Raw genomic sequence first — 4,329 nt, 5'->3', positions numbered from 1 at the left:
CGCTCTGACCCTGCGAGACCAGCACGTCCACCTGCCGCAGCTTGGCCACAACCTCTTCCGGTTTGTGCTTCGTCGTTCCCATCGCGTCCGTCCTCCGTCGGCTCAAAGCCATACTTCAGCGCGGACCACTCCGATGGGGGCTGACCAGAGGGGGCGAGCACCGCCGACAGCGTGCGCCAGGCCGACGAGCGCTCGCACGTGCGGGGCTCGCTGATCCGGCAGTGCTACGGCGACGAGCCGGGGGTTGGCGGGGGCGTGAGGTCGGGGACGCGGGGGGGGGGGCGGAATGCGAGCCCAAGACGTGGTCGTTGAGCGTGCGGGCGGAAGGGCGCCCCATGGCGCGCCATGACGACGAGTGGTGGATGAACCACAGGAACACGTATGGTCGGCTGACTTACGGCAAGGATGCGAAGCGCTACGACACGCCGGAGGAAAAACAAATCAAGGCGGTTATGCCGCCGATGGGTATTGAAAAGGGACCTCGCGCAGAAGTGGCGCAAGCCACTGTATCAGCGGTTGGTGGTGCGGCGGGAGCTGCTGGAATGGGCGCAGCCCTTCCGGGGGCAGGTGCGCTCTTACAAGCAGCTCCGCCAGTGGCTGCAGCTTCAGCTGCTGCTATAGGTGTCGGAGGAATCGGCCTAGCGGCGGGCGCTTTAGCGACCGCCGGCCACAACGCTCATATGACAATATTAGAAGGACCAAAATTAGACACACAATTTGATCCGACAAGTGAGCAGCTTGATCAAGCCTACGAGGCCACCCGAGCGCAAAATTTAGCGCAATCTCAAGTTAAGCCTGTATCATGGGTTCGACTCAGTGTCGCGCACCCATGCGCAGCTCTTGCTTATCCCCCGCCAATTGGTGCATATGGCGGCGGATCGTATGCATGCATAAAGAAGAGACAAAGCATCAAGCGAAATAATTTGCGAAATACTCCACATCATACGCCGAGCGCATCATCATCCTATCTACCATACTCTGCGGGCCCTGTTGTTGAAATGTTCCTTATTGATTATACATTGACGGAAAGTTATCAAAACAATTCGAAAAGTATAAAATGTATAGCTCTGCAATCTGCGCTTATTAGATCTGGAAATTTTTCTGGAGCCACTGCCATTGATGTTGCGGATATAAAAAATAAATTTTCAGATGGGCGTTACGGCGCGGCAATAGGTCAGATGCTTGCATATACGGCCTGTCTGAAACAAAACGGCTACATACGCTAAAAACGGAGCAAAAAGATGAAATGGGATATAAGGCCAAAAAATGGCGTCGGCCCATTAGCCCTCGGCGCAAACATGAATCAAGTCGAAGAAATTCTTAATAAATATTACTCGATAAAAGGCAAAATAACTGATTCTAACGATATTTTTACAACAGAAATCCGTGGATTCGGGTGCCCAATCTGCCATTATCGTAAAGATATTTTATCTGGAATTGATTTGCGTCCGCATGTTTCGTAATTACCCACGGGGTGTTTTTGGGCAGGCGCGTTTGTCGGCACGTCCTGTCCTGGATGGCGGGGGGGTGATCAGGCAGTGATGGTGGCGAGCAGGGTGGTGAAGGGTGTCGCCTTGGTCCTGAGGGCGGCGGTGGCGACGACGGTGCGCACGTCTGCCTCGCCCTTGGCCGCCCACATCGCCCGATAGCCATTCGTCACCTTGCGCTGGATCACCGCCGGCCGCAGGTCGCGCTCGCAGGCGTTGTTGGTCACGTCCACCGTCCCGGGGAAGGCCACGAAGGTCAGGAGTTGGTCACGCGCCCGGCGCATCCGAGTCTGGAGCGCCTGGGCCAGATCGCAACGAGCCGGGGCCTTGAGGATGGCATCGAGGTCCTGCTCCAGCTCGCGCCGCTTGCGCGCTAGGGTCGAGGCCGCCAACGCGGTCAGCCCGCGGGCCAACCCGAAGGCCTTGTCGAGCCACCACTGGAGCCGCAAGGGGATCAGGTCCTCGCCCGCCTCGACCGCGTAGGCCACGTCGCGAGCGAGGTGCGCCAGGCAGGTCTGATGTCGCTCGCCGTGTCCCTGCGGGCCGAGTAGCGGTCGGAGATCCATACCGCCGGCCGATGCCCGGCCATCACCTCGCCGACCACGGCCGCCGCCCGGCTCGTGGCGGCGTGATGCACCACCGCGTCCTCGCAGCGGAACACCCAGTGGTAGCTGTTGGCGCCCTCGCTGCGCACCCCGGTCTCGTCTGAGGCCACGACAGGGGCCTGCCGCAGACGCGCCAGTGCCGCGTCCCGGCCCTCGGCACAACAGCCTTGGGCACGCCGCAGCAGGTTCATCAGCCCGCCTTGGCTCAACCTCAGCCCGAACAGGTCCGACAAGGCCGCCTGCAACCGCTCGTAGGAGAGTGCCTGGAAGGTCTTGAGGTACGTCGCCACCGCGTGCAGCCGCGGCCCGAAGGGTGTCGCGTCAGCTCCCGCCGGCCGCGGGGCGGCGACCCGGGTCTGGCAGGCCGGGCAGGTCACGCACAGGCGCCGGTGCTGCTCGACGGTCGGGCGAACCAGCGGCAGGTCGATCCGCTCATGCACGCTGATCACCTCGGCCGGCAGATCGGTGGGCAGCGGCTCGCCGCAGGCCGAACACGAGGCCGGCCGATGCTCCACGACCTGATCCGGATCAGCCGTCAGCGCCCGCTTGTGGCCCTCGTGACCGGGCTTGGCCCCGCCCGGCCGGGCCTTCTCGCGCCGCTCCTTGCGGTCGCTCGCCGGCGGCTTGGACGAGGTGCGCGACGTCTTCTCCGGCCGGTGCAGCTTCAGCACCAGCTCGATCAGTTCCTCCTTGCTCAGACGCTCGAGGTCACTGCGGCTCATCCCGACAAGGAATCAGCCAATCCGCCATCCGGCAAGGGGGGCGACCCGACACGCGCGCCCCGGCTGAACCGGGCCGTCCCGACACCCCCCTGGGTAATTATAAAGTTGTTAAACATTGTCAAATCAGAAGCAGAGAGATAAGGCCCATCCAAAAATGAAAACGCAATATTTGTTAACGCGCATGAAATGTGGTCGACGTCTTGGTATTTCTTCTGCTCCGGAGGAAAACAATATATATTCGCCTTTCACGCGATTTTGTGTATACGATCACCGTGATCGAGACGACAACAAGTGGGGATCGTTTGCGCTTGATAGCTGCGTTCAGGGCGTCACTATCACTCAGATCGAAGGAGCAGAGTACGCTGGATTCTGCGTCATTTCGGCTGAAGACGATGTTAGTTATTTTTCATTTCCGACCATTTCCGAACGGATACCCGAGACGGGCATACATACGCCGGACTCCAAGTACTTCGGGCGGATGCAGGACATCCAGGAGATCGGCGACAGCCTGTTTGCCTGCGGCGACGGCCTGCAGTTCTACAGGCGCAGCCGCTACGGGGACGGGACCTGGCACTGGTGGGAGATGTCCGCTCGCCCCAGCTGTCGCGAAACCAGGCCAACCGACCTGAATCATATGCCTTGACGGACATATGTCATGATCGCCATATTGCGGCATGGCGGATGCGACCCTGATCCTCGACGAGAAGAAGACGTACCGTAAGCGCTCGGTGACGGAGCCACTGGTCAGGCGGCCTGCTCGGCCTCACTGGTTGGCATCCAGTTCCAAGGCAGCAGATCGGCCAGTCGCTTGGCCGGGTGATCGGCGATGCGCGTGAGCACGTCGCGCAGGTAGGCCTCGGGATCGAGCCCGTTCATCTTCGCTGTCTCGATCAGGGTGTAGAACGCCGCCGCACGCTCGGCGCCCAGCTCGGATCCCACGAACAGGTAGTTCTTGCGCCCGACCGCCACACAGCGCAGCGCCCGCTCGGCCGCGTTGTTGTCGAGGGCGAGACGCCTGTCGTCGAAGGCCCGCATGAGCGCCGGCCAGCGTGCCAGCATGTAGCGCAACCCCTTGGCCAGGTCGGAGCGGCCCGGCACCTGGGCCAGGCTCGTCTCGGTCCAGACCTTCAGCGCCTCGGCGACGACCGGCGTGCCGGCCAGGCGCTCGGCCTCGTCGACCTCCAGCGCCTCGATGGCCAGTTCGAGTTGCTCGAGGCGCGGGCCGAACTTCTCGGACGAGGTGCCGAACCGCGCCCGCTTCATCCGGGCGAGCTCGCCGCGCAGCTTCTCGATCAGGGTGCTGGCGTGGACCGCCTCGCGCGCCAGGCCGACGATCAGGCGCTTGAGCGCGTCGACGTCGTCGGGCAGCGAGGCAGGATCGAGAGCCATGCCAACAGCTTAGCCCGTGCCAGGGGCCGTCGCCACCGGCCCTGACCACGGACGTGGCCACCTCGGTAGTCTGCCGTCTTCAGCCCGCGATCGTCGGCCGGTCGGTGCGCAGCGGCATGCGCCAGT

General features: G+C 62.2%; 3 protein-coding genes and 1 pseudogene. 2 read left to right on the top strand and 2 right to left on the bottom strand.

The annotated features are described in order from the left end of the window. The first annotated feature begins 362 nt into the window (after nucleotides 1-362). Nucleotides 363-1,226 carry a hypothetical protein gene (locus tag HPY23_RS15760; protein ID WP_139235096.1) on the top strand — a complete coding sequence of 288 codons (864 nt, stop codon included), beginning with the start codon at nucleotides 363-365 and terminating at the stop codon, nucleotides 1,224-1,226. 305 nt (nucleotides 1,227-1,531) lie between these two features. On the opposite strand, the pseudogene tnpC reads toward HPY23_RS15760, so the two are convergent. Further along, nucleotides 1,532-2,814, bottom strand: a pseudogene (tnpC, locus tag HPY23_RS15755) (IS66 family transposase). A gap of 154 nt (nucleotides 2,815-2,968) precedes the next feature. Here tnpC and HPY23_RS15750 point away from each other — a divergent pair. Continuing rightward, nucleotides 2,969-3,457 carry a hypothetical protein gene (locus HPY23_RS15750; RefSeq protein WP_200646728.1) on the top strand — a complete coding sequence of 163 codons (489 nt, stop codon included), beginning with the start codon at nucleotides 2,969-2,971 and terminating at the stop codon, nucleotides 3,455-3,457. A gap of 101 nt (nucleotides 3,458-3,558) precedes the next feature. Here HPY23_RS15750 and HPY23_RS34095 read toward each other — a convergent pair whose 3' ends face one another. After that, nucleotides 3,559-4,203, bottom strand: coding sequence for an IS66 family transposase (locus HPY23_RS34095; RefSeq protein ID WP_200646729.1), 645 nt, complete (start codon nucleotides 4,201-4,203; stop codon nucleotides 3,559-3,561). Nucleotides 4,204-4,329 lie beyond the last annotated feature (126 nt).

The sequence above is a fragment of the Methylobacterium ajmalii genome (assembly GCF_016613415.1).
In the GTDB taxonomy this organism is placed as follows: Bacteria; Pseudomonadota; Alphaproteobacteria; order Rhizobiales; family Beijerinckiaceae; genus Methylobacterium; species Methylobacterium ajmalii.
Note: the sequence above shows the minus strand (reverse complement) of the source record. Positions and strands in the feature narration are given on the sequence as shown.

What these genes read in the sequence shown, in the direction of transcription:
- HPY23_RS15750 (WP_200646728.1), top strand. Translation starts at nt 2,969, where the DNA reads ATGAAAACGCAATATTTGTTAACGCGCATGAAATGTGGTCGACGTCTT.
- HPY23_RS34095 (WP_200646729.1), bottom strand. Translation starts at nt 4,203, where the DNA reads ATGGCTCTCGATCCTGCCTCGCTGCCCGACGACGTCGACGCGCTCAAG.
- HPY23_RS15760 (WP_139235096.1), top strand. Translation starts at nt 363, where the DNA reads ATGAACCACAGGAACACGTATGGTCGGCTGACTTACGGCAAGGATGCG.